Here is a 23880-nt window from a genome sequence, read left to right as displayed (position 1 = left end):
ACCCATTTTACTGTACAATAGGAAGAGTTAAAATAAGGAAGAGGAGAAAAAATGAAAAAAACATTATTCGCGCTCTTAACAGGGCTTTTCATTTGCCTAGGCATCACACAGGTAGCTCATGCAGATGACTATTTACGAATTGGAATGGAAGCTGCCTATGCTCCTTTCAACTGGACCCAAGAAGATGATGCAAATGGAGCTGTTAAAATTGACGGTACCAATCAATATGCTAATGGGTACGATGTCCAAATCGCCAAAAAAGTTGCTGAGGAGTTAGGTAAAAAACCTCTGATCGTAAAAACTTCTTGGAACGGTTTAATTCCAGCCCTCACTTCTGGTAAAATCGATATGATTATCGCTGGGATGAGTCCAACCGCTGAACGTAAAAAAGAGGTCGCCTTCTCCAAGAGCTACTATACCAGTGAACCGGTCATGCTCGTTCGTAAAGATGGAAACTATGCAAACGCCACTAGTCTAGATGACTTTAAGGATGCAAAAGTCACCTCTCAACAAGGGGTCTACCTCTATTCTCTCATTTCCCAACTCAAGGGTGCGAAACAAGAAACTGCAATGGGTGATTTTGCCCAGATGCGTCAAGCTTTAGAATCGGGTGTTATTGATGCCTATGTTTCTGAACGTCCCGAAGCCCTAACCGCCGAGTCCGCTAATTCTAAATTTAAGATGATTCAATTCAAAAAAGGATTTGTAGTTGGGGAAGAAGATGCGACTATCGCTATCGGGATGAAGAAGGGTGACACTAGAATTGACCAAGTCAATGCCGCACTAGCTAAAATTTCGTCTGAAGACCAAGTCAAACTCATGGATGATATGATTAAGAAGCAACCAGCTTCCAGTGATGCTAGCGATGATGAGCAGACTTTCTTCAGCCAAATGATGAAGATTTTGAAAGATAATGGACCACAGTTCTTACGTGGAACTGGTATGACCCTCCTCATCTCCATGACAGGGACCATCGCTGGATTGATTATCGGTTTGTTAATCGGTGTCTTCCGGACAGCTCCGAAGGCTAAAAATAAATTCCTTGCTGGATGCCAAACTGCCTTTGGTTGGTTCCTCAATGTCTACATTGAAATCTTCCGTGGAACTCCGATGATCGTTCAATCCATGGTCATTTTCTACGGTTCCGCCCAAGCCTTCAACATTTCCTTGGATCGTACCTGGGCCGCCATCTTTATCGTATCCATCAATACCGGAGCTTATATGAGTGAGATTGTTCGTGGCGGGATCTTAGCAGTGGATCCAGGTCAGTTTGAAGCAGCGACTGCTCTAGGAATGACCCATGGACAAACCATGCGCAAGGTCGTCCTTCCACAGGTTGTTCGCAATATCTTGCCAGCAACAGGGAATGAATTTGTTATTAACATCAAGGATACATCTGTTTTGAATGTTATCTCTGTAGTTGAACTGTACTTTACAGGAAATACGGTCGCAACTCAAAACTACCAATACTTCCCAACCTTTACGATCATCGCTGTGATTTACTTCGTTCTCACCTTTACCATCACACGAATTCTTCGCTACATCGAACGTCGCTTAGATTCTGATACTTATACTACAGGTGCCAATCAAATGCAAGTCAATGAGGTGAAATAATGGCAGAAAAAATTCTTGAAATCCAACATTTAAAAAAATCTTATGGTCAAAATGAGGTTTTGAAAGATATTTCCCTTACGGTTGAAAAAGGAGAGGTGATCTCCATCATCGGGAGCTCTGGTAGCGGAAAATCAACCTTCCTTCGCTCCATCAATCTTCTAGAGACTCCTACAGCTGGAGAGATTCTCTATCGTGGACAAAATGTTCTTGATCCTGAGTATGATCTTACCCACTACCGCGAGAAATTGGGAATGGTTTTCCAAAGCTTTAATCTCTTTGAAAATTTAAATGTCTTGGAAAATACCATCGTTGCACAAACAACCGTCCTCAAGCGTGATCGTGAAACCGCAGAAAAAATTGCCAAAGAAAACCTTGAAAAAGTCGGTATGGGCTCTCAATATTGGGCTGCCCGTCCGAAACAACTTTCAGGTGGTCAAAAGCAACGGGTTGCCATCGCACGCGCCCTCTCTATGGATCCTGATGCCATTCTCTTCGATGAACCGACTTCTGCCCTAGACCCAGAAATGGTTGGGGAAGTCTTGAAAATCATGCAGGACCTTGCAAAAGAAGGCCTCACCATGATTGTTGTAACCCACGAAATGGAATTTGCCCGCGATGTCTCTAGCCGGGTCATCTTCATGGACAAGGGAGTCATCGCTGAGCAAGGAGATCCAAAAGAAATCTTTAGCAATCCAAAAGAAGAACGGACCAAGGAATTCCTTCAACGCTTCTTGCATTAATCTCTTGAAACAGTTTGCTTACCAGTATGGAAGCAAGCTGTTTTTTGTATCGCTTCTGCTTTTGAGGCATCAAAAAAAACCAGAGAGCAAATTCTCTGGTTTTCAATTGGAACAACAAATTAATCTTCGAATTTTTGATGATTTTTGTCATAAAAATCAATCAATCCAAGTGCCGTTTCAAACGAGATATTCTTCACTTTTGCACGTCCTTGAGCCAAGGCAATGATAGACATTTCACGGGCGTTTGTTTCTTTGCTGATACGATAACCTGTAATTTTCTTATCACGCACCCATCCAACAACTGATTCTACTTTTTCAAAGTTCGATTTAGCCATGATCTTTCTCCTATATTATTATTTCCAATACTAATATAAATTTTTTTGCACATTTTGTCAACTAAAATCGCTGAAAATACGAACCTTTTTTAAAAAATGAAAAAAAGTTTACTTTGCTTTCAAGGCTGATAATATTTGTGTACGAATGTTTTCGACGCCATCTGGGTTTGCTGGTAGGAAAATCGTATTATTTCCTTCTTTATCTGCAAAATTATTTAAGGTATCTAAGTACTGGTTGGTTAAGAGAATAGACATGATTTGTTCTTCAGTCAAGTCTACATTCGCACCTTTTAACTCTTTAATAGAGTCTGCCAATCCATCGACAATAGCCTTCCGTTGCTCAGCAATACCAACCCCGTGCAAACGGTCTTTTTCCGCCTCAGCTTCGGCAGCAGTAACGATCTTGATTTTGTCTGCTTCTGCCAATTCCTGAGTCGCCACGCGTTTTCTTTGCGCCGCATTGATCTCATTCATGGATTGTTTCACTTCGGCATCTGGCTCAACTTTGGTGATCAAGGTTTTAACAATAATATATCCATAAGTTGACATTTCTTCTGCCACTTGTTTTTGAACTTCAAGGGCGATTTCATCTTTTTTCTCAAACAATTCATCCAAGGTCAGCTTAGGCACAGAAGAACGAAGAGCATCTTCAATGTATGATTTAATCTGTGATTCTGGGCGCATGAGTTTGTAGTAGGCATCCTTTACGTTGCTTTCGTTCACTCGGTATTGCGTCGCCACATTCATGGTGACAAATACGTTATCCTGAGTTTTTGTTTCAACCACGATCTCACTCTGCAAGACGCGCAATTGAACTCGTGCGGCAATTTTATCGATGCCAAAAGGCGCTCGCATATGAATGCCACTATCACTAATTTTTTGATAACGTCCGAAACGCTCGATGATGGCAACGGATTGTTGTTTCACCACATATAGTGAGCTGATCACAATGACTCCTGCAACTAGTAGCAAGAATAAAACAAAGATAATAAATCCTGGCATAAAAAGTTCCTCCTTTTAATTTACGCATATCATATCACAAGTCTTCATAAAAAAGCAATATATTCCATCAAAATATATTGCTTAAATAGTCGTTTGTTTCTGTATGATATTCAGACTAGCATATTATAGAGAGTTTCATTTCCGTTCAAATTAATGAAAGACGGATCAAAACGCTCAATACGGTTGACCAAGCCTGCATAGTCATGTTTATTAGCCAAAGTAACCCCAATCAAGACAGGACCTGTCCCCTTGCTGGCGCGTTTAATGTATTCAAAACGCGTGATATCATCATTTGGCCCTAAGATATCATTTACAAATTCGCGAAGGGCACCTGGACGTTGTGGGAAATTGATGATAAAGTAGTGTTTTACTCCATCGTAGATCAAGGCACGTTCTTCCATCTCAGGCATACGGTTGATGTCATTATTCCCACCTGAGATAATACAACAGATCGTTTTACCCTTGATGTATTCGCGCAAGATTTCAAGGGATGCTACACTGGCAGCTCCCGCTGGTTCGGCTACGATCCCTTGCTTAGAATAAAGATCAATCAAAGTCTCTGAAATCAAACCTTCATCGACTCCAACCAGGGTTTCCACATGCTGGCGGGTTACTTCATAGGTCAATTGTCCCACCTTTTGTACGGCAATTCCGTCTGCAAACTTATCAATTTCTGGTAATTTGACGGGGCCTCCTGCTTCAAAGGCCGCCTTCATGGAGCGTGCTCCCTCGGCCTCTACCCCAATGACCTCAATCCGAGGATCCGTTTCTTTGATGTAGGCAGAAACACCTGAAATGAGGCCTCCTCCACCGACAGGAACAAGGACAGCATCAAAGGCAATCGACTCTTTCCGAGCATCCTCAAGGATTTCGTAGGCAACCGTCCCTTGACCAGCCTGTACGAATGGATTATCAAATGGGTCAATAAAGGTCCTTTTTTCTGCAAGTGTAAATTCTTGTGCTGCCTTCGCTGAAGCGTCAAAAGTATCTCCGACCAACTTGATTGTTACATAATCCCCACCAAAGAAGCGGACTTGTCCAATCTTTTGTTGCGGTGTCGTAATGGGCATAAAAATAGTCGCTGGAATTTTCATCTCATTACATGTGTAAGCAACCCCTTGCGCATGGTTTCCCGCAGATGCACACACTACCCCACGTTCCCGCTCTTCTTTTGATAATTGAGAGATCGCAAAGTAGGCGCCACGAATCTTGAAAGAACGAACGCGTTGGGCATTTTCTTTTTTCAAATAAATCTTTGCCCCATATTTTTCAGATAAATAGTGGTCGTATTCAAGGGGCGTATTGACAACGACTCCACTTAATATTTTATGGGCCTTAGCCACATCTTTTGCTGTTATCATTTCATACCTCTGTTGCTGTGATTTGATGAAAAAAGCAAGCCAGGGTGTCCCAACTTGCTTAGTCTTCTACAGACAATTAGTTGTAGATTTTGAAGGCGTCATCGTCATTTTGACCAACGAACGGCATTGCTTTACGCAATTCAGCACCAACTTTTTCAATTTCAAGGTTAGCAGCTTGTTCGCGGTAAGCAGTTAATTTTGGACGTCCAGCTTTGTAGTCGTTAACAAAGTCGTTAGCGAAGTTACCATTTTGAATGTCAGTAAGAACAGCTTTCATATTTTCTTTCACTTGTTCAGTGATTACACGTGGGCCTGATACATAGTCACCGTATTCAGCAGTGTTAGAGATTGATTGACGCATTTTCTTGAAGCCACCTTCGTAGATCAAGTCCACAATCAATTTCATTTCATGAAGAACTTCAAAGTATGCTAATTCTGGAGCATAACCGGCTTCAGTCAATACTTCAAAACCAGCCTCGATGAGGGCAGTCAAACCACCACAAAGTACAGCTTGTTCTCCGAACAAATCTTCTTCCGTTTCTTCTTTGTAAGTTGTTTCAAGAAGACCAACGCGTGCCGCACCAACACCTTTACACCAGTCCATAGCGATATCTTTCGCATTACCAGTAGCATCTTGATAGACAGCGTAAAGTGCTGGTACACCAAATCCTTCAGTGTAAGTACGACGTACCAAGTGACCTGGTCCTTTTGGAGCACACATAAAGACATCGACATCTGCTGGAACCTTGATGAATTCGAAATGGATATTAAATCCATGCGCAAAACCAACCGCATTACCAGCTTCCAAGTTTGGCGCAATTTCTGTTTCGTACAATTCTTGTTGGATTTCATCTGGTGCCAAAATCATGATGACATCAGCCAATTTAGTCGCTTCTGCCACCGTATAGGTATCAAAGCCATCTTCTTTTGCTTTATCGAATGATTTCCCTGGGCGAACACCGATAATAACATCATGACCTGAGTCACGCAAATTTTGTGCGTGTGCATGTCCTTGAGAACCATAACCGATTACAGCAATTTTTTTACCAGTTAACGCTGCAACTTTAACATCTTTTTCGTATTCCATCTGAACTGCCATAAGTAAAATCTCTTTTCTATTTTAATTTGCCTTTTTAAGGCGGGGTTAACAATGTTAAGGCGAGAATTAATCTCGAGTAAATCCGGTTGCACCGGTGCGGGCAATGTTTTTAATCCCATAAGGTCGAATGACACGAATGAGGGCTTCGCTCTTTTCTGCATTTCCCGTCATTTGAACAGTAATCGAGCTTGGAGCTACGTCGACCACGGTTGCACGGAAAGGTTGAATAATGGCCAAGATTTCTGCCCGCTTCTCAGCTGGTGCAGAAACTTTCACCAAGATAACTTCGCGCTCCAAGTGTGGTTTATCCGTGATATCCCGGACACGGATCACATCCACCTGGCGGTTGAGCTGTTTGATGATTTGCTCCACTTCATCGTGCGAAGCAACATCAATGATAATGGTAATCCGCGATACATTAGGGTTTTCTGTTGCGCCAACAGAGATACTTTCGATATTGACTTGACGTCTCGACAAGACTCCTGTAAAGCGATTCAGAACACCTGAGCGGTTTTGAAGTTTGGCTGTTAACATTCTACGCATTAAACTTCACCCCCAACATCTCATGATTACTCTTACCAGCTGGTACCATCGGTAAGACATGCTCTTTCCGAGAAATGTCTACTTCGATGAACATTGGTACATCTTCTGTGATGACTTCCAAATCCTTCTCAAGAGTTTCAGGATTATCAAATTTATAATTCTTGATCCCGTATGCTTGCGCCATCAATTGGAAATCTGGAAGGCTATCAAAGACTGACTCTGACGTCCGACCATCATAGAAGGCTTCTTGCCATTGGCGGACCATCCCAAGCGAGTGGTTGTTGAGCATAACGACCTTGATCGGAACCTTATAAATATTTAATATCGCCAATTCTTGGTTGGTCATTTGGAAACCACCATCTCCGACAAAGAGAACAACTTCTTTATCTGGATTGGCAATTTTCGCTCCGATAGCTGCAGGAACACCGAATCCCATTGTTCCTAGACCACCAGATGTCACCAATTGTCGCTCATTTTGGTAAGGATAGTATTGAGCTGCCCACATTTGGTGTTGTCCAACGTCTGTGACGACAATAGCGTCCCCCTTGGTCAACTCTCCGATGCGTTCAATCACAGCTTGTGGCTGCACAACCCGTTCCTTCTTGTCGTATGAACGAACCCGGTTCTTATCTTGGGTCACCTTTTCGATCCATTTTTCTGTGTTGTTATGAACCGTCGGCTCTGCTAGCAACTGCTGTAAGGCCTTCTTTGCATCGCCAACGACAGGAATGTCAACAGCAATGATCTTCCCAATCTCTGCGGGATCAATATCGATATGGGCAACCTTAGCATTTTTAGCGAAAGTCTTTGGATTCCCTGTTAAACGGTCATCAAATCGACAACCAACACTGATCATGAAATCTGTCTCTGTCATAGCAATATTAGCTGCGAAGGATCCGTGCATTCCTCCCATCCCTAGGAAAAGAGGATGACTGGTCGCAATCGTTCCTTGACCTAACAGACTGGTCACTACTGGAATCTGATAGCGCTCTGCTAGAGCAATCAACTCTTTTGCCGCTCCAGCGTAACTTACCCCACCACCAGCAAGAAGAACTGGTTTTTTAGCCTTACTCAATTGCTTCAAAATCTTTTTGATCTGCAATTCATTGGGTTCAATGGTAGGTTGGTAGCTTGGAAGCTTCACACTTGGTTCATAGATGAAATCTGTCTCTAAAGCAGACACATCCTTTGGAAGGTCAATTACCACAGGGCCAGGACGGCCGGTCGTCGCAATATGGACAGCTTCGGTGATAATTCGCGGAATATCTGCCGTCTCACGTACTTGATAGTTGTACTTGGTGATGGGCATGGTAATTCCCACGATATCCGCTTCTTGGAAGGCGTCTTTCCCGATCCCAGCACGATTGACTTGGCCAGTGAAGACTAGTAAGGGAACGCTATCGCTCATAGCATCTGCAATCCCTGTAATGGCATTGGTCGCCCCCGGTCCGCTAGTGACGACTGCGACACCCAGCTTTCCAGTTGATTTAGCGTAGCCTTCAGCCTCATGCAAGCATCCTTGTTCATGACGACCCAAGATATGCTGGATACCCTCAAAGCTATAGATGGCATCGTATAAAGGCAAAACCGCTCCACCAGGATATCCAAAAATCGTATCAATGCCCAAATCACGCAGGGTTTCAAGAACGAGCTCTGAACCAGTTTTCGCAGTTTCTAAGGTAATTTTCTCCATGTCTCTCCTTTCCAGTACTTTGTATATCAAATTAGCATGCTACTATCATACCATTTTTAGAAAATATTTCAAGGAAAAATAGTAAATTTTCTGAATTTTCTATTCAAATCCAAAGAATGAGAGTTTTTCTAAAAATGCTACGTCTATCAGAAAAAAAGTCTCTAGGAAATCCTAGAAACTTTTCTTCCTTATAACCAACCCTTTTCTTGGGCGATCTTTGCCGCCTCGGTCCGGTTTTCCGCATCCAACTTGGTCAGAATGGCTGACATATAATTGCGGATGGTCCCGTTTGAGAGGAATAAACGATCAGCAATTTCTTGGTTAGAAGCCCCTTTTGCGACTTCTTTTAAAACTGCCTTTTCTTGAGGGCTTAGAGGATTGGGATGGGTCAAGATCCCTTCCATTAATTCAGGTGAATATTCTTTTTGCCCTGCTAATACTGCATGAAGAGTCGCCATCAAATCTGTGATGCGGCGTTCTTTTAAGACATAAGCATCGACTCCAGCCTTGAGAGCCCGCTCGAAATAGCCCGGGCGCTTAAAGGTGGTAACGATGACGACCTTGATCTGGGGTTGTTGACGTTTAGCCCACTCCAACACTTCTAACCCTGTTTTAATGGGCATTTCGATATCTAAAATCGCAATATCGACTGGATGTGTTTCGAGTAAACGAATGGCCTCTTGTCCATCGCCTGCCTGCAAGACATCTTCCACATCCTCTTGCAGGAGCAAGAGCTGGCAGAGAGCATCGCGCAACATACTTTGGTCTTCAGCAACTAATAAGCGCATCTTATTTCCTTTCTTGATAGGGGATCCGTATTTCTATCCGGGTCGGCTTGTGTTGTTGACTGATCTCCAGCTCTCCTCCCAACAAGGCAATCCGTTCGCGAATCGAGTGCAGGTCCTTGTCGGAAACTTTGTCAAAGCCGATGCCATTGTCTTCTGCGACCATTTCCACTCCTGTCTCGGTGGAGCGATAAGAGAGGAGAGCTTGCGTCGCTTTAGCGTGTTTGATCATATTGGTAGCTAATTCTAGAGATACCATAGCCAGAGCAGATTCTAGGATCGGCGAGATGCTGGCTGTATCAAGCTCGTTTTGAATCTCCACTTTTACTTGCGCCACTTCCAGCATTTGCTTGACGGTTTCTAGCTCTCTTGCCAAGGTTCGCTGCTTCAAGTTCTCGACAATCTCTCGGACTTGGTGCATGGACTCTTGACTGATGGCTTGAATCTCTTGCACCTGTTCCTGGGCCTTCTCAACCTGACCCAATGCTAAGAATTGATCAGCTAGGTCCGCCTTGACACTGAGCATGGCAAAGGTGTGTCCTAGACTGTCATGCAGATCACGACCAATCCGATGGCGCTCGTTTTCTGCCAGCAAGAGATTGATCTGGGCGTTTTGCTTGGCATGGTCAGCTTTCAACTCTTCCATCATCTCCATCCGAACCATACTAAAGGTCATAACCGCGATAAACAAAGAGACGATCAGGACAAAAAGCCAATCATTTTCTCTCATCTCCCTATTAAATAATAGCGCTCCAAAAAGGATCAGTAGTGATCCAACAGCCGTCCAAAGAAAGGGCGAGCGAAAATCGCGAATCCCAAAACGATAGATCAAAATATTGCTCAGATAATAGTAAAACCAACAAAAGCTAGTTCCAACAAAAAAGGTATTTCCTGCAATATACAGCAGAAGATAAATCCAAAAAAGCCAGGTCAGTTTCTTATTTTCAGTAATGAGGATTCCTAGATAGCTTATCATAAAGAAGATGGCTAAAAAGAAATGCCACCAGGGAATCTGCCCTAAGAAAATAGAAGCAAAGGGAAAGGCCATAAAGATTAAGCCTACGTAAAACATATGGTGAATATGTTTGAGTTTTTCAATCATGAACGAACCTCAGAATGACGACGATAGACAATAACAAGGGCAAACAAGGCCAGGCTAAACAAGGTTAAATAGACACTCGCAAAGACATTGACCTGTCCCTTGTTTAAAAAGGTCTTAATCAGTTCCATCAATTGATAGGTTGGAAGGCATTTGCCGATGGCTTGCATCCATTCTGGAAAGAGGCTAATAGGCATCCAAAGGCCACCCATGACAGCCAGTCCCATGTATAGGAGATTACCTACAACAGACATCAATTGACTAGAAGGAAGCAGGGTCAAGACCAGACCGATAGCTACAAAAGCTAGACTTCCTAGGATGAGAAGGAAGGCCGCTAAGACCCAATCCTGTAGGGACATATTCACATGCCGCACCACATGGCCCACGGTAAAGACAACTCCAATCGATAGGAGAAAATCGACAAAGAGACCCACAACCTTTATTAGATAATATTCTACCATAGATACGGGGGTATGGCGCAAGATTTTTTGCCAATTATTGAGTCGATCGGTTTCAAGAACCGTTGGAAAAGAAAATAGAGCCGTAGACATCATGGAAAAAGCCGTCATGGAGAGGAGATAATCCCTCATAAAGTGAGCGGGGGCCCCTGGCGTGTCCTGGTACATCCCTGAAAAGAAGAGATAAAAGGCCGTGGGCATCCCAATTGATAACAAGTAATAAATAGCTTGGCGACTGGTCAAATGCCACTCAACCACGCCGAGAGCTTTCATGCGTTTCATCTTCTCTACCTACTTCCTTTGTATTTTCAAAAATAGAATCCAATAAACTTCGATTACTTACTTCGATTTCTTGGATCGAACATCCTTCTTCTTGCAATCGAGTCCACAAACGATTGGCATCACGTGTCACAATCTGAAGAGCATCGGGTTTAATGATTACTTCACTAACACCTTCCATCTCTGCTGCTAGAGCTTGGTAGCGCAAAGGCAAGGTGAAATGTTTTTCTACCTCTTCGCTTCTCATAGCGAGAGGCGTTGTATCCCGAAGCAAATGCCCCTGATGCAAGACTAGAATCCGATCAGCTGTATGCTCTACTTCCTCGATGTAATGGGAAGAATAGACAATAGTCACACCTTGGTCCTTTAAATTCCCGACGATTTCCCAAAAGCGTTGGCGAGTGGATGTATCCATTCCAGCAGTTGGCTCGTCCAAAAACAAAAGACTCGGACAACCAATCAAGGTTAGAACAAAGGATAAGAGGCGCTTTTGACCACCAGACAACTTGCTAGCCAATTGCTTCTTTTGTTCCAGGCTGAATCGCAATAGATCATCAATTTCTTCCCCTGTTAAGGGGTTGGGATAAATAGAGCGAAAGAAGTTGATCAGTTCTTGCACGGTTAACTTTTGAACGATAGCATTCTCTTGAGGGAGATAGGACACACTAGCCTTTAATCGAGGATGACCAGGAGCCTTCCCTTCTACTTCAATGATTCCAGAAGTCGCCTTCATATCTCCCAGAAGACAGTTCATCAAACTTGTTTTCCCAGCTCCGTTTGGCCCAATCAAGGCCAGTCAATCCCCCCATTCCACTGTGAAAGAAAGATCTTCTAGGATCACCTTTCCTCTGATACTTTTGTTCAAGTTCTCTACTCTAATGACGCTCATGATACTCTCCTTTCAAGCAGCCTTAAACGGCCAGAATGATGACAAAAACAACCAAGGTCACTCCCGTTTGTTTCATTGCTCCATTTCCTTTTTAACAGACTTGATCATTTTCAATCCTTCTTGAACCGCCCAGCTCATGATACCAAGCCCAGCAAATAATTCCCAAGGGAAATGGTAATAGAGGCTATCATCCTTTGAAAAGATCAAATAGATGACCATTCCCACCACTGTTAACGTAAATACTTTATAGATCCATTGTTTCATTTTCAACCCTCTTACTTTCTGACTTTATTATATGAAAAGGAAGAAGAGGCAACTAGATGATTTTGTCACTCGCTCACATGACAAAAGTCACTAAAAAAAGCCAAGTGACTTCACTCGACTTTTTCTATTCTTCTTACTGACCTTCTTCTTTCATGCCATGCAGCTTCAAGGCCTTGACCAAGGCATCTGCCTTCATGTTTTTCAAATCATTGAGACCGGCATCTTTAAAGTAAGAAATTTCTTCTAGAGACTTGCCATCAATTTGGTTGAGATCAATCACACTAGTTGAGAGCAATTTTTTCTCTGGAGTGATTGTGTACTCCAAACTAAAACCAGGAACGGTTTTTAACTTCTTGTAGTCTTCGTTTTGTTCCAACAAAGCTTGAATGGTCGCTGTAAGTTCTTCAGGTGATTTCTCTGCCGCAATGGTCCCAAGTTGTTTGGGCAGATCAGCTGTCACTTCGATGCGAAGGTTTTCAACCTTATCTCCCTTAGATTTGATGATATCCCGGTGTTTTGTTCCATTGATATCTCCTACTAAGGTTGTGGTTTTTTCTTCATTTTTTACTTCTTTTTTAACAGAGGAACTGCTAGATGAGCTAGCGGTTGTAGTTTTCTTTGTTTGGGATTGCGAACAACCAGTCAATACCAAAATGGCTAGCCCAAGGGTTACAAAAAATTTCTTCATTTTTATAACTCTCCTTTCACATACTGATACCAGTATAACATATCGCGTCTTTCTTGTCTAAAAACTCCACTTCTCAAACCATTTTCTCCTCTTTTCAAGCTCTTCAATTTGAATAAAAATCTGATGAATATGAGACTTTTTGCAGAAACTCCTTTTTCTCACGAATAAAGCCTCCGTGGAGAGTTCACTTCCATCTAAAATTCTCCAAATCACGCCGATTTCATAGGAAATTTCCTCGTTTATCTATATACAAAAAAGGTTCCGAAAGGAACCTTCTGTTCAATTATTCTACACTAAACAAGTATGGGTAGACCGGTTGGCCACCTTGGTGGATTTCCACTTCTACATCCTCATACTTCTCAGCAAGGGCTTGGGCCAATTCATTTGCCAACTCCTCACTGCCGTCTTCACCAACATAGATGGTCACAATTTCACTGTCTTCATCCAACATATGAGCGAATGTTTCTTCCAAGGTTTCCATCATATCTGGATTTGAAACAACGATTTTGCCATCGACCATTCCAAGATTATCATTTTCATGGATTTCAAGCCCATCAATAGTGGTATCGCGAACCGCTGTTGTCACACTACCAGACACAACATCGCCCAATGAAGCGCTCATGCGTTCGTAGTTCTCTTCGATCGATTTGCTTTCATCAAAGGCAAGAAGACTAGTCAATCCTTGAGGGATGGTCTTGGTCTCAACAACTGCTGCAGGTTGATCAATCACTTCTGCTGCAGATTGAGCAGCCATCAAGATATTTTTGTTGTTTGGCAAGATAATAATGTTGCGCGCATTCAACTCTTCAACTGCTTTGACAAAGTCTTCTGTCGATGGGTTCATGGTTTGACCACCAGAGATGATGTAATCCACTCCTTGCGCTTTAAAGATATCAGCCAATCCATCACCCGCTACAACTGCGATGATGGCATATTCTTTTTCTTCAAGTGGTTTGACTTGGCGCTCTTCTTTTTCAACTTGCGCTTCGTGTTGGTTGCGCATGTTGTCGACTTTCACCTTGACCAAGCTTCCGTACTTAAGACCTTCTTGCATGACAAGACCTGGATCTTCTGTATGGACGTGAACTTTGACAATCTCATCGTCATTCACCACCAATAGGGAATCCCCAAGGTTGTTCAAATAGTTACGGAATTCATCGTAATCGAAGTCTTTGACATAGGTTGGACCTTGTTTCAAAGCGACCATGATTTCTGTACAGTAACCAAACTTGATGTCTTCAGTTGCCACATGGCCAGCGACTGACTTGTGGTGCTCTGCATTGATCATTTCTGACATGGTTGCAGGTGTTGCTTGGAACTCTTCAGAAGCGATGAATTCACCTGTCAAGGCTGACAAGAATCCTTCATAGATGAAGACCAACCCTTGACCACCAGAGTCTACCACGCCAACTTCTTTTAAGACTGGCAACATATCTGGAGTCTTCGCAAGAGCTGTTTTAGCTCCTTCAAGAGCGGCACGCATGACTTCTACTGCATCGTTGGTAGATTCTGCTTTTTTCTTGGCACCGATGGCTGCCCCACGAGAAACCGTCAAAATGGTTCCTTCAACCGGCTTCATAACAGCTTTATAAGCAACTTCTACCCCAGATTGGAAGGCTGCTGCAAGTGCTGCTCCATCCAATTCTTCTTTGTCTTTGACACTTTGAGAAAATCCGCGGAACAATTGAGAAGTGATAACTCCCGAGTTCCCACGCGCACCCATCAAGAGGCCTTTAGCGAAGATCCCTGCTGCTTCTCCAACAGTTGATGCAGAACGGTCAGACACTTCTTTGGCCCCATTTTCGATGGTCATTCCCATATTAGTCCCTGTATCTCCATCTGGTACAGGAAAGACGTTCAAAGAGTTTACATATTCCGCTTGTTTATTTAAGCGCGTAGCCCCCGCTTGGACCATTTCTTGAAATAAACTTGTAGTAATATTAGCCACGATTATTCTCCCACAATCTTGATATTTTGAATATAGACATTCACAGTATCCGTAGTGATTCCAAGTTGATTTTCCAAACTAAATTTCACACGTTCTTGAATATTTTTTGAGACTTCGCTAATTTTTGTTCCATAGCTCAAAACAGTGTAAACATCAACTGCGATAGTTCCTGCTTCCGTTGTTTTGACAACAACACCTTTAGAGAAGTTCTCTTTCCCTAGGAGAGCTTGGAAATTATCTTTGATCGCATTTTTGCTGGCCATTCCAACCACACCGAAGATCTCAGTAGCAGCACCGCCTACAACAGTTGCGATAACCTCATCAGTCAATTCAATTTGACCGTCCTTTGTATTGATTTTTACTGTCATAATTTCTACCTCAAAAGTATTTTATATTCTATTTTACCATAAAAGAGATCAGCTGTAAAAGGGTAGGGACTATTCTTCTCCCGCTGTGACAGCTGTCTCTAGAGAAAAAGAAAAGAACCTCTATGAGGTTCTATATTCTTTATTAAACGCGTTCTACTTTACCAGATTTCAATGCACGAGCTGAAGCCCAAACTTTTTTAGGTTTACCATCAATAAGGACAGTTACTTTTTGAAGGTTTGGTTTTACGGCACGTTTTGTTTGGTTCATAGCGTGTGAACGGTTGTTACCTGATACAGTCTTACGACCTGTGAAATAACATACTTTAGCCATTTCTGTGTTTCCTCCTATTAGATCTAATATAACGGATGTGCTAGCACCACATACCGTACTATATTACCAAAAAAAATCTCTCTTGGCAAGCTTTTGGCCAAAGTTTTTCATTTCCGACTTAAGAAAACGAATTCGCTCCGACATAGATAATTTCCAGATTTCCTAAGGAAACATCGCCCGTAATGTAGAAATCCTTGCTTGTCAGAGCACTTGGATTTTCCTGATGTTGGATCGCTGAGAGGGAATTATCCACATTTACATGGACACGCCAATCACTTGGTACATAGAGACTCAAACTTCCAAGGGAAACATCGACAACAAACTGAGCAGATGGACCTTCAATCCGGCAATTGTCAAAATACACCGATGCTTCGCCCATACTTACATCTGCACTTCCGTGGGTAAAGTGTTGGTCATTGAGATATTTTGTCACCGTTGAAAAAGTGACATCGATGTCATTGCCATCCGACTTATTCATGGATCCAGCAGAATAGGAAGCTAGGCGGGCTTTTGTTTTCTTAGAGGGTTTAAACAAAATATTGAGCCCAATCACAGCGAGAATTGAGGAAAGGATGACAACTGAATTGGACACCGGAAGGAAATGGTATTGTCCATTGAGACAAAAGAGGGCTAAAAGTCCATAGATGAAGCCCCAACCAAAATGGCGTTTTAAGAAACTAGAGAGGGATAGGACTGCAAGCAAGGTGACCCAAGCTAAGGTCCAGATGCTAATGTCCCATTTTACAAAATAGCCTTGTAAGAGGATTAAGGCTGCTAAAAGGATTAAGAATACTCCAATTAATTTTTTTCTCATGATATTACCTCATTTCATTTAGTCGTTCTTTTAAGAGTTGATAGTAGCGTCTGGATACGTGAACCTGCTTATGGGTCTGATAGAAATTGACCGTGCTGGTCCCTGAAAAAGACTTTTCCAGAGAGTAGATCTGCTTGGCGTTGACAATGGTGGATTTGGATATCCGACAAAAGGCGATGGGAAGCAACTCCTCCAACTCATAGAGCTTCTGCTTGACCTCATAGGCCTCGTCCTTGGTGTGCCCAAAAATCTTCTCCCCGTCCGTCTCAAAAAAGAGGATCGATGCCACATCTAGAAAATACTCACTTCGATCCTTGTAGAAGGCTAAAGGAGCAACCTTTTGTTCTAAGATTCTCTCTTGCAGCTGGGTCAACTCCGGGGTCAAGCGCGGAGCTCGAATCAAGATCTCAGGCTCATCCATTGATGGATCCAATTCGATTCTAACTTTCATAAAACTCCTTTCCAAACGTTTTGATAGTACCATTATAACAGCTGTTGAAAACAAAACAAGGGCTTTTCAGTAAGTGGCACATTTTCCCCATCAAGAGGTAGTTTTTGAGAAGTAAAAAAGCTGATCAAGTGACCAGCCTTTCTTTATTTATTGCTTTCCTTGTCCGGTAAAAGAAAACTAAGACCCAGGCAAGCGAGCACACCTGCTGTGATGACCAGACCATTTGAAACCGGCAGGACATCGTAAATCGCATTTGCGATCATAAAGGCGATCAAGGCGCAGATAACACTTGCCTTGTAATCTTTTTTCAAGAGATTTTCAAGTGTAAAGAAAGCAAATAAGAGAACAGGGAACAAAGGCCAGATATTCACATCGATCTTTGGAAAGCCAACCATTCCCATTACCACAACTGCAAGAGCAGCAAGAATCAATGCAAGTCCAAGTAATTTTTTCATCATATACCTCATTTTGATTATTCGGAAGTATTTCTTCCTTTGATGATTCTATGATAGCAGAGAGCTCCTACGGAGACAAGGACTTTTGACTAAGCGGTCAAAAATGGTGCCTATGCGGTCAAAAAAAGAAACGAGACCGAACGAATATGTGATGAACATCATTCGTCGTCTCGCTCCTTCAAAGTCGTTTCTTCCTATGCCGATTGCAGGGATCGAACCTGTGACCTACGCGTTACGAGTGCGTTGCTCTACCAACTGAGCTAAATCGGCGATTACCTTCTTAGTATAGCACTCTGATAGCGGATGTCAAGCACTTTTAGTTGATCTTTTTAATCAGAATCTGACATGGATTCTGTGGATCCCATAGTTGCGGAAAAATCTCTAATTTTTTAAAACCAAGACTGCGATAAAAGACATTTGTTCGGTCATAATCTTTATTTGAACCTTCTGCGACTGTTTTGACCTGTAGGTAGGCCACTTGTTTGACTGCTTCTCTTTCTATAGTCGTAACTAATTCCCTTCCAATTCCTTGACCTTGGAATGATTTTTTCACGCCTAGACAGTCAATTTCAGCACAATCTTCACTCGAATATGATAAACTTATAAACCCTACTACATCACTTTCTTGATAAGCAGCTCAAACTCGTAAATCCTTAGCTCCTTCAATGTAGGCTTGCGTGCTTTCTGGTATTCCAAACCATTCTGGCAAATCCCTTAAAATCTCAGCGACAACTGCCATTTTTTGATCTTCACCCTTGACTTCTTTAATTACAAACATCATAAGTTCCTTTCTTGATTTTAGTCTTACTTTACCTCTTACGAACCAGCACTTTCGTAGGCATCCAATCCCCTGTCCCAAAGTTTGAGGGAAATAACAAAGAAAACAAGGGAAATCAGAATCAAACCACCAATATTAAAGAGTCCATCCTTGTCCTGCAAGAAATAGCTGGCAGGATAGTAGGCCGTAAAGGCGAAAGGTACAATAAAGCTAATTAACCAACGAAGGAGCGAATTGTAAATAGAAATAGGATACTTGGCAAAATCATTAAACATATAGAAAATGTAAATCATGGCACCTGACTGCTTGGTCCAAAAAGCGATGCTGGCTGTAGCAATTTTCAAGGAAGTATAAATCAAGGTCGCAAAAGGAATACAAACTAGAAAAATCAGGAATTTTGGAAGAGTCCAAGCAATGCTAGTCGCCGTTGTCGCTAGTAAAATTCCACCGACCAAAAGTTCACCCAAGGCATCAATCTGAAAGGTCTCAACGAGGATGTGAAAGAGAGGATTGATAGGACGAGTCAGATACTTGTCAAACTCCCCTTTTCGAACTAGTCGTTGACCTAAAGCCCAGAGATTGTCAAAAAAGAGATGATCTAGTCCCTTTGGAATTAAGGAAAATCCATAGATAAAGGCAATTTCTTGAAAAGTCCAACCTTCTAGGGAGGGAATGTGTTGAAAGATGACATTGAGAAACAAGAGGTTCAGGCCTTGAGTCAGAAAGACTCCCAACACACCAACCACAAAATCTACCTTGTATTCCATGATTTGCTTGATGTACTGTCTGATAAAAATCAGATGCATGCGTTGATATTTTTTCATACTAACCTCCCTGAATGGTGATAAATGACTGGACTCGTTTCCAAATCAACTGAGACAAGCCCACCATCACTATAAGCCAGAAAAGCTGAAGCAAAAGTGCTTGAAGAATCTGACTAGCATCGTATTTCCCAACAATAATCATGACCGGAGTGTAAATTAAGGATGAGAAAGGTAAGAAGGACAGAATATCTGAAATGACCTTTGGAAAGAAAGCCAAGGGAATCAAACTTCCAGACATAAAGGCCACTATGGAAGTCTTGAGTAGATTGGAACCCCAAAGATTTTTAAAGACAAATGCTGAAAATCCAAAGCAGATATTAAAGAAAAAATTAATCAGATAAGCCAGAGTTAAGCTAAAGAGATAAAGGACAGTTAATCCCAGCACTTCTACAATATCTTGCCCAGATAAGATTTTCATCAAAACAATGACACTTAAAAATGGCAGTCCAACAGAGATAAAAATCAACCACTTGGAGCCAAGTTCGGTGAAAAGGTAAGAGGCCGCAAAATGTACTGGTCTCAGCAAACGCATGATAATGGATCCATCCTTAACCTCATCTCCAATCATAAAGGAGCTATCAGACCTGGTCAAAAGATTGGTCACAAAACTCATGATGATGTAGAAAGTGATATCTGCCATACTGAAGCCCTGAATCAAAGGCTCCTGGGAGGAGTCAAAGACTGCCTTCCAGAGATAAAAGGCCACAAAAGCCCCCATGACATCACCAATCCGATAGAGAATAAAGTTGACTCGATAGGAAATCAACTCCTGAATTCCTGCATTGATAAAGGGTTTATAACGTCTCCACAATTTGACCATCTTAGAGCTCCTTTCGATAGAAGCGACGGATAATATCTTCAATATCTGTATCTACCATCTTCAAATCACGGACTTCAAAATCAGATAAGGTTTGCTTGATAATATCGGCCGACTGGTAGCGGGAACTATCGAATTCAATATTGAGAGTATTTCCTTGTCTATCAATGGACATATCAGGCAGGCCTTCATAGTGAGAAAGGAGATGACTTTGACCTGGCACCAGTTCAAAGGAAAGAGTCTTCATCTTGCCAAAGGTCTCCTTGAGCTGGCTAACCGTTCCATCAAAAATCTCTTGCCCCTTATCAATCATAAAAATCCGATCACAGAGTTGCTCAATATCACTCAAATCATGAGTAGTCAAGAGAATAGTTGTCTCTTCCTCCTGATTGATCTGGGTGATAGCACGGCGAATGTTGTCCTTGACCGACACATCCAAACCAATAGTCGGTTCATCTAAAAAGAGAACTTTGGGATTGTGAAGCAAGGAAGCCGCAATATCCGCCCGCATCCGTTGCCCAAGTGAAAGAGTCCGCACAGGATCCTTGATAAATTCCTTCAAATCCAAAACTTCATTCAAAAAGTCCATGCGCTTATGGAAAAGCGAGTCTGGCACATCGTAAATCTCCTTCAAGACCGTGTAGGTCTCTTGCAGTGCCAAATCCCACCATAGCTGGGTGCGTTGTCCGAAAACGACTCCAATATCCTTGACATAATCTTGGCGATTGTCCTGCGGAATCTTGCCGTTAATCCGACAAAAACCAGATGTCGGTTTTAAAATCCCTGTCAGCATTTTGATGGTGGTTGACTTCCCAGCACCATTTGCCCCGATAAATCCTAAAATCTGCCCTTTTGGAACTTCAAAAGTTAAATCCTTGACCGCTTCAAAGGTCTGCTTTTCAGGATGAATAAAGGAGCGCAAAGCTCCCTTTAATCCCGGCTCCTTAACTGTCTTTACAAAATTTTTCTGAAGATGTTCCACTTCTATCATTGCCATATCTATCTCCCTATCGTAAGAAGCAACATTGTATTTTTGATTACAAAAATTCTAAATCCTTACTTTCTACACCTTCTCAATATTATTACAGAAGGCTTTATACCAACCTATTATAATCCAATAAAAAAAGGAATGCAAGCGTTTGCTTATTGATTATGAAATGAGAAATTTTTCTCTTAAAATAATACTTTTAAGCAAAAATTCTGGTTTCATCGTTTCCTTAAAATACCAAAAAAACTGCCTTCTTTTTCAACATAAGGAAAGAAAGCCCTAATAACACCCTTTTATAGTGCAAATGTCTACGGAAAACAAGTGTTAATTTATATCGAAAATTTTTATCCCTAAGAAAAGATAAAAAGGTGATGCTGCATCACCTCCCTCTACCAAGTTAAGTCTTCAATCATGCTTCTTACTTGTGAATCAAGAGTCTTATCCTTCTTCAGTTCTCCAACCAAAGTCTGAATCTGCCGGACTAGATTTGGATCATTGTCATTATAGCATCGATGAAGCATCCAGATGTTATGCACAGTTGGACTTTTTAGAACTGACTCCATCAATAATTCCTCATAGCCTTGATGATAAAATCGCTCCACAAAGTGAACCAACTCACCTGGAGCTCCAAAATCTACTTCTGGATGCTTGGAAATAAAGTCTAAGACGGGGTCAACCAAATCAAAGGGTTGAGGGTAAGCCTCCATGGCATCTACAATCTCGTCTGCCAACTCAAATTCTTGGTCTTCAGTAATTGCATCATGCAAAGCAACTAACATATCATCTTTAGTAAGCATCTGATTCTCCTTTTCAACTTTTCCATATCATTATTCGTTTTTGAACTTCTTCTTCACTCATCAAACCTTGTTCGTAAGTAGTTTTCCAACTCCTTTTGGGATAAATCACTAGGAAGTTCAAACACATACTCATAACCTTCATCACAAAAGGAAACTTTCTCTTCAGGTGGAAACCATTTCCGAAGCCAGATGATATAGGAGGCATAATCTTGTAACCTGTTCGTTGAATCAAAGTAATCAATCACAAAAACATTTTTCTTGCTACTCAGTGAACTTTCCAAAGTAAGCTGAGGACTTTGATAATCCCAAGAAAGCGAGTAAGCTTTTTCAGGATTCGTCCTTTCTCTGATCAAAATACCTGGAAATTTTTCTCTCAAAGCAGTACAAAAGGCTTGTAAATCTAGGAATATGGGGTCTTTACTCTCAATAAAGACAAAATCAGCAGTACTCATCAGTCTCTCTCCTTCTTTTTAAAACTGAAAACAGACCTTAACCATCAATGGCAAAATTCTCCAGACTCTCAAATGCCTGCCCCTGATAGTCAAAAGAAAAGATATGAATATCATCAAAAGTTTGATCGCAGAAAGTAACGGTTTGTCTTTCTGGCTCGATGATGGGTTTACCCAATTTTTCAGTAGCTTCTTCATCTGTGAAATACCCATAAAATTCTTGTAAATGAGGCAGTATAAATGCAAGAATACGGTAAAGATTTTTATGGTAATTGGCTGCAAGCAACTGAGCTTCCATCTCAAAGTTTCCACTTGGTTTTTCTTCCCAAGCTACAAGAACATCATCTACTTCATGTAGGTAGGCTTGCAAGGACTGATCGAATATCATGGCTATTTTTCCTTCAATTCTATTTGTAATAACAGAAAATAAAATCACATAGATTGAACTAAATGATTACCTAGATGTAACTTTCATAATTCTTTTCACACTCTTATCTTTGTCAACTAGAAAGCAATCTGGAAAAGTCATCTGTCCCCATTTTTTATAATCAAAACTTGAATCAAAATGATTGATTAAGATTCCTAGCAAATTTCCATGAGAACTCAGTAAAATGGTTTTATCTGAGTACCTTTCTTCCAAGTCCTCAAATAAATCTAAAATTCTATTTAATGCTTCTCGATTGGACTCTCCTCCAATAAGAGATTTATCTGGATTTTGCCATAAATATTGAATTGTTTTTTCAAACTCAGTATCTTCAATAAATCTTGAGGATAATTTTCGCTCTCGTAACCGATTATCAAGAACTATTTTATCAAATTGAATTGGCGAGCTATTAATCGTTTCAAATGCTCGTTTATAAGGACTAGAAAAATAATAATCAATATTAAAAGAATTCAAAAAATCTAACTGATTAAGAGATGAAAATCCTTTTTCTGACAAAGTTCTATTAAAATCATCACTTGAAAATCTTGAATGAGCATGTCTAAGTAAAATATAAGAATTATTCATAAGTCATTACCTTTCAATTATTATCATCAGTCTCAATGGATTTTTAAGCCCTCAATTATTCTCTAAAAATTCTTTAATACGAGAAACAATAGCATCGCTTTGATAATGATAGAGGTCGTGAGGCGCATCCATATAGTCGACTTGAACATTAGACTGGTCGCTTGCAAATCTCTCTGCATAACGTTGCCACTCTGATTGGCTAAAGGTCGTGCCTTCACCGTTAGAAACCAGGAGTAAGGCTGGAATTTTCGGATTAATGCTAGATGGAACTTTCTTGGCATTTTCCTTTGCCAAACGGGATTCATGAAGCATGGCTTGTGACATCAACTGCTTATATGCTAGTAATTTATATTGTTGTCGTTCAGTTTCAGTCAGAGTTGGATTTTTTATATAAAAGGACTCTGGGAAATAACGGATCAGGCCAATCTTACTCGTCCAATAGGCTAAGGTTATGAGAGTTGGGTGTTCTTTTAAATCTTCATAACTCGCTGGCAAGGCCCAATCCAGGCCAATCAAAGCCTTTACTTCATTCGGATATTTCTCTTGCCAAGCAAGACTCTCTAAACTAGCCATAGAATGCGAAATAATCACATAAGGACCTGAAACATGAGCTTGCGCCAAAGCTTGACGGGTTTCAGAAAGGACCTCCATCACATCTCTTGAACGATCACTATCTTCGCTAAAACCATATCCTGCTCGCTCCACGACAACAACTTTGTATTTTTTAGATAGGGAATCTGATAGATTCTTAAAGTCTAAAATCGGAGAGGCGATACCTGCACCGGAAAGAAAAACGATTGTTTGAGGCCCTTCTCCTTTAATAGAAACATTCATTCGATGTCCATTGACTGTCACTTGTTTACCAATGGGTGCGAGAAGCTTACTTTCATTTCGTAAACTGAATTGATGAAAAACAAATGTAGCACCTAAAAAGAGCAGGAGAAAGCCACAAACGATCCAGCTCCACAGTTTGAATTTTTTCATAGGCATATTGTACAAAAA

At 41.4% G+C, this 23880-nt stretch carries 27 protein-coding genes, 1 tRNA gene and 2 pseudogenes; 2 read left to right on the top strand and 28 right to left on the bottom strand.

Going from position 1 to position 23880, the window contains the following annotated elements; translation table 11 throughout:
* The first annotated feature begins 51 nt into the window (after positions 1 to 51).
* Together AB4X21_RS02520 and AB4X21_RS02515 are read left to right on the top strand one after the other, a co-directional pair.
* Positions 52 to 1614, top strand: coding sequence for an ABC transporter substrate-binding protein/permease (locus tag AB4X21_RS02520; protein ID WP_155127049.1), 1563 nt, complete (start codon positions 52 to 54; stop codon positions 1612 to 1614).
* A complete protein-coding gene (locus AB4X21_RS02515) occupies positions 1614 to 2354 on the top strand; it encodes an amino acid ABC transporter ATP-binding protein (protein ID WP_155127046.1) in 741 nt (246 codons plus the stop codon). Before AB4X21_RS02520 ends, AB4X21_RS02515 begins: the two co-directional genes overlap by 1 nt.
* Positions 2355 to 2473: 119 nt before the next feature.
* On the opposite strand, the gene AB4X21_RS02510 is transcribed toward AB4X21_RS02515, so the two are convergent.
* The 28 genes and pseudogenes from AB4X21_RS02510 to AB4X21_RS02375 all read right to left on the bottom strand — a co-directional run bounded on the left by AB4X21_RS02510 (position 2474) and on the right by AB4X21_RS02375 (position 23868).
* Positions 2474 to 2689: a hypothetical protein gene (locus AB4X21_RS02510; protein ID WP_003004771.1), complete on the bottom strand. Its 216-nt coding sequence runs from the start codon at positions 2687 to 2689 to the stop codon at positions 2474 to 2476.
* 108 nt (positions 2690 to 2797) lie between these two features.
* Complete coding sequence (locus tag AB4X21_RS02505) at positions 2798 to 3691, bottom strand: SPFH domain-containing protein (protein WP_369088134.1); 894 nt, start codon at positions 3689 to 3691, stop codon at positions 2798 to 2800.
* A gap of 110 nt (positions 3692 to 3801) precedes the next feature.
* Complete coding sequence (gene ilvA, locus AB4X21_RS02500; RefSeq protein ID WP_003004336.1) at positions 3802 to 5052, bottom strand: threonine ammonia-lyase IlvA; 1251 nt, start codon at positions 5050 to 5052, stop codon at positions 3802 to 3804.
* Between the two features lie 76 nt (positions 5053 to 5128).
* Positions 5129 to 6151 carry a ketol-acid reductoisomerase gene (ilvC, locus tag AB4X21_RS02495; RefSeq protein WP_320910919.1) on the bottom strand — a complete coding sequence of 341 codons (1023 nt, stop codon included), beginning with the start codon at positions 6149 to 6151 and terminating at the stop codon, positions 5129 to 5131.
* A 66-nt stretch (positions 6152 to 6217) separates the two neighbouring features.
* Positions 6218 to 6694: an acetolactate synthase small subunit gene (ilvN, locus tag AB4X21_RS02490; RefSeq protein WP_003010242.1), complete on the bottom strand. Its 477-nt coding sequence runs from the start codon at positions 6692 to 6694 to the stop codon at positions 6218 to 6220.
* Positions 6687 to 8387 (bottom strand): acetolactate synthase large subunit, encoded by a 1701-nt coding sequence (locus AB4X21_RS02485; protein ID WP_003004603.1) that lies wholly within the window; start codon positions 8385 to 8387, stop codon positions 6687 to 6689. The genes ilvN and AB4X21_RS02485 overlap by 8 nt, the downstream gene beginning before the upstream one ends.
* Before the next feature lie 188 nt (positions 8388 to 8575).
* Complete coding sequence (locus AB4X21_RS02480) at positions 8576 to 9175, bottom strand: response regulator transcription factor (RefSeq protein WP_003013932.1); 600 nt, start codon at positions 9173 to 9175, stop codon at positions 8576 to 8578.
* A gap of 1 nt (position 9176) precedes the next feature.
* Complete coding sequence (locus AB4X21_RS02475; protein ID WP_155127043.1) at positions 9177 to 10274, bottom strand: sensor histidine kinase; 1098 nt, start codon at positions 10272 to 10274, stop codon at positions 9177 to 9179.
* A complete protein-coding gene (locus tag AB4X21_RS02470) occupies positions 10271 to 11011 on the bottom strand; it encodes an ABC transporter permease (protein WP_320910920.1) in 741 nt (246 codons plus the stop codon). Before AB4X21_RS02470 ends, AB4X21_RS02475 begins: the two co-directional genes overlap by 4 nt.
* Positions 10980 to 11897, bottom strand: a pseudogene (locus AB4X21_RS02465) (ABC transporter ATP-binding protein). The gene AB4X21_RS02470 and the pseudogene AB4X21_RS02465 overlap by 32 nt, the downstream one beginning before the upstream one ends.
* A gap of 72 nt (positions 11898 to 11969) precedes the next feature.
* Positions 11970 to 12161 carry a hypothetical protein gene (locus AB4X21_RS02460; protein ID WP_223141338.1) on the bottom strand — a complete coding sequence of 64 codons (192 nt, stop codon included), beginning with the start codon at positions 12159 to 12161 and terminating at the stop codon, positions 11970 to 11972.
* Between the two features lie 133 nt (positions 12162 to 12294).
* Entirely contained in the window at positions 12295 to 12849 is a 555-nt protein-coding gene (locus AB4X21_RS02455; RefSeq protein ID WP_369088133.1) for an SP0191 family lipoprotein, read from the bottom strand.
* A gap of 283 nt (positions 12850 to 13132) precedes the next feature.
* Entirely contained in the window at positions 13133 to 14797 is a 1665-nt protein-coding gene (locus AB4X21_RS02450; RefSeq protein WP_369088132.1) for a DAK2 domain-containing protein, read from the bottom strand.
* 2 nt (positions 14798 to 14799) lie between these two features.
* Positions 14800 to 15165 (bottom strand): Asp23/Gls24 family envelope stress response protein, encoded by a 366-nt coding sequence (locus AB4X21_RS02445; protein ID WP_003004393.1) that lies wholly within the window; start codon positions 15163 to 15165, stop codon positions 14800 to 14802.
* Between the two features lie 142 nt (positions 15166 to 15307).
* On the bottom strand, positions 15308 to 15496 hold the full coding sequence (gene rpmB / locus AB4X21_RS02440) for a 50S ribosomal protein L28 (RefSeq protein ID WP_001140948.1): 189 nt from the start codon (positions 15494 to 15496) through the stop codon (positions 15308 to 15310).
* A 118-nt stretch (positions 15497 to 15614) separates the two neighbouring features.
* Positions 15615 to 16310, bottom strand: a complete 696-nt coding sequence (locus AB4X21_RS02435) for a hypothetical protein (RefSeq protein ID WP_070449818.1) — start codon at positions 16308 to 16310, stop codon at positions 15615 to 15617.
* A gap of 4 nt (positions 16311 to 16314) precedes the next feature.
* A complete protein-coding gene (locus AB4X21_RS02430; RefSeq protein WP_003004160.1) occupies positions 16315 to 16761 on the bottom strand; it encodes a LytTR family DNA-binding domain-containing protein in 447 nt (148 codons plus the stop codon).
* A gap of 143 nt (positions 16762 to 16904) precedes the next feature.
* The gene (locus AB4X21_RS02425) at positions 16905 to 17216 is read right to left on the bottom strand and encodes a hypothetical protein (protein ID WP_155127034.1); all 312 of its coding nucleotides are present in this window, start codon (positions 17214 to 17216) and stop codon (positions 16905 to 16907) included.
* Between the two features lie 197 nt (positions 17217 to 17413).
* A tRNA-Thr gene (locus tag AB4X21_RS02420) sits at positions 17414 to 17486 on the bottom strand.
* 46 nt (positions 17487 to 17532) lie between these two features.
* Positions 17533 to 17994: pseudogene (locus AB4X21_RS02415) on the bottom strand (GNAT family N-acetyltransferase).
* Positions 17995 to 18032: 38 nt separating this feature from the next.
* A complete protein-coding gene (locus AB4X21_RS02410) occupies positions 18033 to 18818 on the bottom strand; it encodes an ABC transporter permease (RefSeq protein WP_003017328.1) in 786 nt (261 codons plus the stop codon).
* A gap of 1 nt (position 18819) precedes the next feature.
* Entirely contained in the window at positions 18820 to 19638 is an 819-nt protein-coding gene (locus AB4X21_RS02405) for an ABC-2 family transporter protein (RefSeq protein ID WP_070587478.1), read from the bottom strand.
* Position 19639: 1 nt separating this feature from the next.
* A complete protein-coding gene (locus AB4X21_RS02400; protein WP_155127030.1) occupies positions 19640 to 20632 on the bottom strand; it encodes an ATP-binding cassette domain-containing protein in 993 nt (330 codons plus the stop codon).
* A gap of 380 nt (positions 20633 to 21012) precedes the next feature.
* Positions 21013 to 21420 carry a hypothetical protein gene (locus tag AB4X21_RS02395; protein WP_014712923.1) on the bottom strand — a complete coding sequence of 136 codons (408 nt, stop codon included), beginning with the start codon at positions 21418 to 21420 and terminating at the stop codon, positions 21013 to 21015.
* A 53-nt stretch (positions 21421 to 21473) separates the two neighbouring features.
* Complete coding sequence (locus tag AB4X21_RS02390; protein WP_021154464.1) at positions 21474 to 21872, bottom strand: hypothetical protein; 399 nt, start codon at positions 21870 to 21872, stop codon at positions 21474 to 21476.
* Positions 21873 to 21909: 37 nt separating this feature from the next.
* Positions 21910 to 22257: a hypothetical protein gene (locus tag AB4X21_RS02385; protein ID WP_024055414.1), complete on the bottom strand. Its 348-nt coding sequence runs from the start codon at positions 22255 to 22257 to the stop codon at positions 21910 to 21912.
* Between the two features lie 66 nt (positions 22258 to 22323).
* Positions 22324 to 22878: a histidine phosphatase family protein gene (locus AB4X21_RS02380; protein ID WP_024055415.1), complete on the bottom strand. Its 555-nt coding sequence runs from the start codon at positions 22876 to 22878 to the stop codon at positions 22324 to 22326.
* 51 nt (positions 22879 to 22929) lie between these two features.
* The gene (locus tag AB4X21_RS02375; protein ID WP_369088359.1) at positions 22930 to 23868 is read right to left on the bottom strand and encodes an alpha/beta fold hydrolase; all 939 of its coding nucleotides are present in this window, start codon (positions 23866 to 23868) and stop codon (positions 22930 to 22932) included.
* Positions 23869 to 23880: the final 12 nt, after the last annotated feature.

The organism is Streptococcus sp. CP1998, from assembly GCF_041026655.1.
In the GTDB taxonomy this organism is placed as follows: Bacteria; Bacillota; Bacilli; order Lactobacillales; family Streptococcaceae; genus Streptococcus; species Streptococcus dentalis.
The sequence above is the reverse complement of the archived record's forward strand: the minus strand, read 5'-3'. Positions and strand labels throughout refer to the sequence as shown.

Coding starts and splice junctions, on each gene's coding strand:
- AB4X21_RS02405 (WP_070587478.1), bottom strand. CDS start 19,638: ATGGTCAAATTGTGGAGACGTTATAAACCCTTTATCAATGCAGGAATT.
- AB4X21_RS02505 (WP_369088134.1), bottom strand. CDS start 3,691: ATGCCAGGATTTATTATCTTTGTTTTATTCTTGCTACTAGTTGCAGGA.
- AB4X21_RS02520 (WP_155127049.1), top strand. CDS start 52: ATGAAAAAAACATTATTCGCGCTCTTAACAGGGCTTTTCATTTGCCTA.
- AB4X21_RS02510 (WP_003004771.1), bottom strand. CDS start 2,689: ATGGCTAAATCGAACTTTGAAAAAGTAGAATCAGTTGTTGGATGGGTG.
- AB4X21_RS02385 (WP_024055414.1), bottom strand. CDS start 22,257: ATGATATTCGATCAGTCCTTGCAAGCCTACCTACATGAAGTAGATGAT.
- AB4X21_RS02470 (WP_320910920.1), bottom strand. CDS start 11,011: ATGAAACGCATGAAAGCTCTCGGCGTGGTTGAGTGGCATTTGACCAGT.
- AB4X21_RS02445 (WP_003004393.1), bottom strand. CDS start 15,165: ATGACAGTAAAAATCAATACAAAGGACGGTCAAATTGAATTGACTGAT.
- AB4X21_RS02480 (WP_003013932.1), bottom strand. CDS start 9,175: ATGCGCTTATTAGTTGCTGAAGACCAAAGTATGTTGCGCGATGCTCTC.
- AB4X21_RS02380 (WP_024055415.1), bottom strand. CDS start 22,878: ATGAATAATTCTTATATTTTACTTAGACATGCTCATTCAAGATTTTCA.
- AB4X21_RS02435 (WP_070449818.1), bottom strand. CDS start 16,310: ATGAGAAAAAAATTAATTGGAGTATTCTTAATCCTTTTAGCAGCCTTA.
- rpmB (WP_001140948.1), bottom strand. CDS start 15,496: ATGGCTAAAGTATGTTATTTCACAGGTCGTAAGACTGTATCAGGTAAC.
- AB4X21_RS02460 (WP_223141338.1), bottom strand. CDS start 12,161: ATGAAACAATGGATCTATAAAGTATTTACGTTAACAGTGGTGGGAATG.
- AB4X21_RS02475 (WP_155127043.1), bottom strand. CDS start 10,274: ATGATTGAAAAACTCAAACATATTCACCATATGTTTTACGTAGGCTTA.
- AB4X21_RS02375 (WP_369088359.1), bottom strand. CDS start 23,868: ATGCCTATGAAAAAATTCAAACTGTGGAGCTGGATCGTTTGTGGCTTT.
- AB4X21_RS02425 (WP_155127034.1), bottom strand. CDS start 17,216: ATGAAAAAATTACTTGGACTTGCATTGATTCTTGCTGCTCTTGCAGTT.
- AB4X21_RS02400 (WP_155127030.1), bottom strand. CDS start 20,632: ATGGCAATGATAGAAGTGGAACATCTTCAGAAAAATTTTGTAAAGACA.
- AB4X21_RS02455 (WP_369088133.1), bottom strand. CDS start 12,849: ATGAAGAAATTTTTTGTAACCCTTGGGCTAGCCATTTTGGTATTGACT.
- AB4X21_RS02430 (WP_003004160.1), bottom strand. CDS start 16,761: ATGAAAGTTAGAATCGAATTGGATCCATCAATGGATGAGCCTGAGATC.
- AB4X21_RS02395 (WP_014712923.1), bottom strand. CDS start 21,420: ATGCTTACTAAAGATGATATGTTAGTTGCTTTGCATGATGCAATTACT.
- AB4X21_RS02485 (WP_003004603.1), bottom strand. CDS start 8,387: ATGGAGAAAATTACCTTAGAAACTGCGAAAACTGGTTCAGAGCTCGTT.
- AB4X21_RS02410 (WP_003017328.1), bottom strand. CDS start 18,818: ATGAAAAAATATCAACGCATGCATCTGATTTTTATCAGACAGTACATC.
- AB4X21_RS02515 (WP_155127046.1), top strand. CDS start 1,614: ATGGCAGAAAAAATTCTTGAAATCCAACATTTAAAAAAATCTTATGGT.
- ilvA (WP_003004336.1), bottom strand. CDS start 5,052: ATGATAACAGCAAAAGATGTGGCTAAGGCCCATAAAATATTAAGTGGA.
- AB4X21_RS02390 (WP_021154464.1), bottom strand. CDS start 21,872: ATGAGTACTGCTGATTTTGTCTTTATTGAGAGTAAAGACCCCATATTC.
- ilvN (WP_003010242.1), bottom strand. CDS start 6,694: ATGCGTAGAATGTTAACAGCCAAACTTCAAAACCGCTCAGGTGTTCTG.
- ilvC (WP_320910919.1), bottom strand. CDS start 6,151: ATGGCAGTTCAGATGGAATACGAAAAAGATGTTAAAGTTGCAGCGTTA.